General features: G+C 63.1%; 3 protein-coding genes, 1 other RNA gene and 1 pseudogene. 3 read left to right on the forward strand and 2 right to left on the reverse strand.

Going from position 1 to position 3,921, the window contains the following annotated elements:
- The coding region (locus tag CWO89_RS41725) for a DNA polymerase III subunit gamma/tau (protein ID WP_130584052.1) at nt 1-1,218 on the reverse strand (1,218 nt) is incomplete at its 3' end.
- 110 nt (nt 1,219-1,328) lie between these two features.
- Nucleotides 1,329-1,425, reverse strand: an RNA gene (gene ffs / locus CWO89_RS41730) — signal recognition particle sRNA small type.
- Nucleotides 1,426-1,690: 265 nt separating this feature from the next.
- On the opposite strand from ffs, the gene CWO89_RS41735 reads away from it, so the two are divergent.
- The 3 genes and pseudogenes from CWO89_RS41735 to CWO89_RS41745 all read left to right on the forward strand — a co-directional run bounded on the left by CWO89_RS41735 (nt 1,691) and on the right by CWO89_RS41745 (nt 3,715).
- On the forward strand, nt 1,691-2,116 hold the full coding sequence (locus CWO89_RS41735) for an HIT domain-containing protein (protein ID WP_130584053.1): 426 nt from the start codon (nt 1,691-1,693) through the stop codon (nt 2,114-2,116).
- 7 nt (nt 2,117-2,123) lie between these two features.
- Nucleotides 2,124-3,073 (forward strand): annotated as a pseudogene (gene nudC / locus CWO89_RS41740) (NAD(+) diphosphatase).
- Nucleotides 3,074-3,214: 141 nt separating this feature from the next.
- Nucleotides 3,215-3,715 carry an Lrp/AsnC family transcriptional regulator gene (locus tag CWO89_RS41745; protein WP_130584054.1) on the forward strand — a complete coding sequence of 167 codons (501 nt, stop codon included), beginning with the start codon at nt 3,215-3,217 and terminating at the stop codon, nt 3,713-3,715.
- Nucleotides 3,716-3,921 lie beyond the last annotated feature (206 nt).

Genomic DNA, 3,921 nt, shown 5'->3' on the forward strand with positions numbered 1-3,921 from the left:
CTCGATCATCCTGATGGCTTCGTCCGGCGTCGGCAGGTCGGCGACGTAGGCGATCCGCACCAACACCATCTCGGCGGCGGCGGCCGGGCGGGTGGCGGTCTGCACCTCGGCGATGCCCTTGAGCAGCATCTGCCACATCCGCGACAGCACCCGCATCGACAGCTTGGCCGCGAACTCGCGGGCGCGGACGCGCTCGGTCTCGCCGAACGCCACGTTGTCGGCGGTAGCCGGCACGATCTTCACGCGGGTAACGAAATTGACGAATTCGGCGAGGTCGGACAGCACCACGACCGGATCGGCGCCGACATCATATTGCGCGCGGAATTCGGTGAAGGCGGCCGCGATATCGCCGCGCGCCAGCGAATCGAACAGGTCGATCACCCGGGTGCGATCGGCAAGCCCGAGCATCTGCCGCACTTCCTCCGCGCGCACGGTTCCGGCCGCATGCGCGATCGCCTGGTCGAACAACGACAGCGAATCGCGCACCGAGCCCTCCGCGGCGCGCGCGATGATGCCGAGCGCTTCCGGCTCGACCTCGACGCCTTCCTTGGCCGCGATGTTACTGAGATGCTTCATCAGCACATCGGCCTCGACCCGGCGCAGGTCGAAACGCTGGCAGCGCGAGAGCACCGTGACCGGGACTTTGCGGATTTCCGTGGTGGCAAAGACGAACTTGGCGTGCTCCGGCGGCTCTTCGAGCGTTTTCAGGAACGCGTTGAAGGCCGCGGTCGAGAGCATGTGGACTTCGTCGATGATGTAGACCTTGTAGCGGGCGCTCGCCGGTGCATAGCGCACGCTGTCATTGATCTGGCGGACATCGTCGACGCCGGTGTGGGACGCGGCGTCCATCTCCAGCACGTCCATGTGCCGGCTTTCCATGATCGCCTGGCAGTGCAGGCCGAGCACGGGCATCTGGATGCTCGGCCCCTTCACCGATCCGTCGGGCAATTCATAGTTCAGCGCACGGGCCAGGATGCGGGCGGTGGTGGTCTTGCCGACCCCGCGCACCCCGGTCAGGATCCAGGCCTGCGGGATTCGTCCGGTCTCGAACGCGTTCGAGACCGTCCGCACCATGGCCTCCTGGCCGATCAGATCGTCAAAGCTGGAGGGGCGGTATTTGCGCGCCAGCACCCGGTAGGGCCGCGCGGCCTCGGGCGCATTGAGGCCAGCCTCGCCGGCGCCGTCAGCCTGATTTGGGGGAGCGCCAGCGTCGTTCATTGGTCGATCCGCAATTGAATGTCTCTCGGGCCGGCTTTGCGGAAAGGAGCGGAATCAAATGCAAAACCGCGGAACAGGCCGGCTTATGCATGATTCGCTCGGAAAAACAGGTAGGAGACTGACGAGCGACCCGATCCGGACCTCGTTAGGGCTGCTTCCTTCCGGACCTGACCCGGTTGGCGAGTGGCTCGTCCACCGCCAATCTCCCGATCCCTATTTGGGGCCAAAAGGACCGGAAAGCAAGCCGGTCTTAGCCCCGTCATACCCCTCGCCGTCGGCGAGCCTGATGACAGGCTCCGGCGGGGTATCCAGTACGCCCGCGCCCTCACGGCCTGAGCACCGCTATCGCGGAATACTGGATCATCCGCTTTCGCGGATGATGGCGCCTTGAAATGACGTTGCGAGCGGTGTCCATTTCAGGTCACTTTTGGCCCGACGCCATCAGATCAGCGATGGCCGCACTGGAACCCACATGCCCTCTGACACCTCCGCCTGGTCACTGCACGCACGCCTCAAGGAAGACACGATCGACATCGGCGACCTGCCGCTGTGCCGGGTCCTGGTCATCAAGGATGCCAATTACCCCTGGCTATTGCTGGTGCCGCGCCGCGCGGGCGCGGTGGAGATCATCGATCTCGAGGAGGTCGAGCAGGCGCAGCTCATGACCGAGATCACCCGCGTCGCGCGCGCCCTGAAGGAAATCACCAAATGCGACAAGCTGAATATCGCAGCGCTTGGCAATGCGGTGCCGCAGCTTCACGTTCACATCATCGCGCGCCGTACCAGCGACGCCGCCTGGCCGCGCCCGGTATGGGGCGTGGTTCCGCCGCTGGCGCATGATGCCGAAGAAGTGCAGAATTTCATCAGCGCGCTTCGCCGCAAGATCTGGTTGGATTGAAGAATAGATGTCAGCATTCAATAATTTTCCGCTGGGGCAGCCGGCTTTCGTCACCAATGTTCTCGACCGCGCCGCGCATCTGCGCACCAATGAGGAGAAGCTGTTCGCGCTGGAAAGCCGCGGCGACGCCCGCGCTTACGTGATCTACCGCGACTCGCTGGTGGTGAAGCAGGAGGAAAGCGGCCGCGGGCGCTGCTTTCGGTCGAGGAGGCGCTGAAATTCGGCGCCAATCCAGGCACGGTGTTCCTGGGACTGCGCGATGGCGCGCCGGTATTCGGCATGGGCATTGCGCCGCAGGCAGCGGAAAATCTGGTTGGCCGCAGCGATGTCGCTGTTACCGAACTGCGCGGCATGGCGATGCAGGGCACCGTCCCACCCGACCAGCTCTCGGCGATCGCGATGGCAAAATCCATGGTGACCTGGCACCAGCGCCATGGCTTTTGCGCCAATTGCGGCGCGCGCACCGCGATGAAGGAAGGCGGCTGGAAGCGCGTATGCCCGAGCTGCAAGGCCGAGCATTTTCCGCGCACCGATCCTGTTGTCATCATGCTGGTGACCCACGGCGACAGATGCCTGCTCGGCCGCCAGAAGCAATTTCCGCCGGGGATGTATTCCTGCCTCGCGGGTTTCGTCGAAGCCGCCGAGACCATCGAGGACGCGGTCCGGCGCGAGATCTTCGAGGAGTCGGGAATCCGCTGCACCGAGGTCAATTATTACATGACGCAGCCCTGGCCCTATCCATCATCCCTGATGATCGGATGCACCGCGCGCGCAACCAATGAGGAGATCATCGTCGACCGCACCGAGCTCGAGGATGCGCGCTGGTTCGATCGTGCGGAAGCGACCTTGATGCTCAAGCGGCAGCATCCCGATGGCCTGGCTGGTCCACATCCTTTCGCCATAGCCCATCATCTGGTCGGACGTTGGCTGCATGGGGGAGACGTCGCGGGCGCATAGTGCCCCCGCAACACACTGAAGTTGAACAGTTTTTGGGGCAGGACCAGAGCGCTCGCCCGGCCGAGAGCAGCCAATAGGCTTGCTTTAGAAGATTTTTCTATATATGAGGGATTTAACCTCCTCATATGGAACTTTCTTCTCATGACCGAGCTCGCCGTATCGCTGCATGACGCCAACCGCCGGCTTGACGCCATTGACCGCAAAATCCTGACCGTGCTGCAGGAGGACGCTTCTCTCTCGGTTGCCGAGATCGGCGATCGGGTCGGCCTGTCCTCCACTCCTTGCTGGAAGCGCATCCAGCGGCTCGAGGCGGATGGCGTGATCCTGCGCCGGGTCGCCCTGGTCGACCAGAACAAGATCGGGCTCGGCATCACCGTGTTCGTGTCGGTCGAGAGCTCCGACCATTCCGAGGCCTGGCTGCGCAAATTCGCTGACGCGGTGAGCGCCATGCCTGAAGTGATGGAGTTCTACCGGATGGCCGGCGACGTCGACTACATGCTGCGCGTCGTCGTCGCGGACATGTCGAGCTATGACATCTTCTACAAGAAGCTGATCAGCGCCGTGCCACTGAAGAACGTCACCTCGCGCTTTGCGATGGAGAAGATCAAGTCGGTGACCGCGCTGCCGGTGCCGGCGGCGTAGAAGAGGATTGCCTCACTCGAGCCGCTGCTACAAGTCGTCATACGCGGGCTTGACCCGCGTATCCATCGATCTTCGCAAAGAGTCCCTTTCCGGATGGATTGCCGGGTCAAGCCCGGCAATGACGAGGTGAAGACGTTCTCAAATCTTCTGATTGTACTCGCCGACCTCCGGATGCGTGCGCAGCACGCTATCCACGGTCTCAAACA

Source organism: Bradyrhizobium sp. Leo170, from assembly GCF_004296405.1.
GTDB lineage: Bacteria > Pseudomonadota > Alphaproteobacteria > Rhizobiales > Xanthobacteraceae > Bradyrhizobium.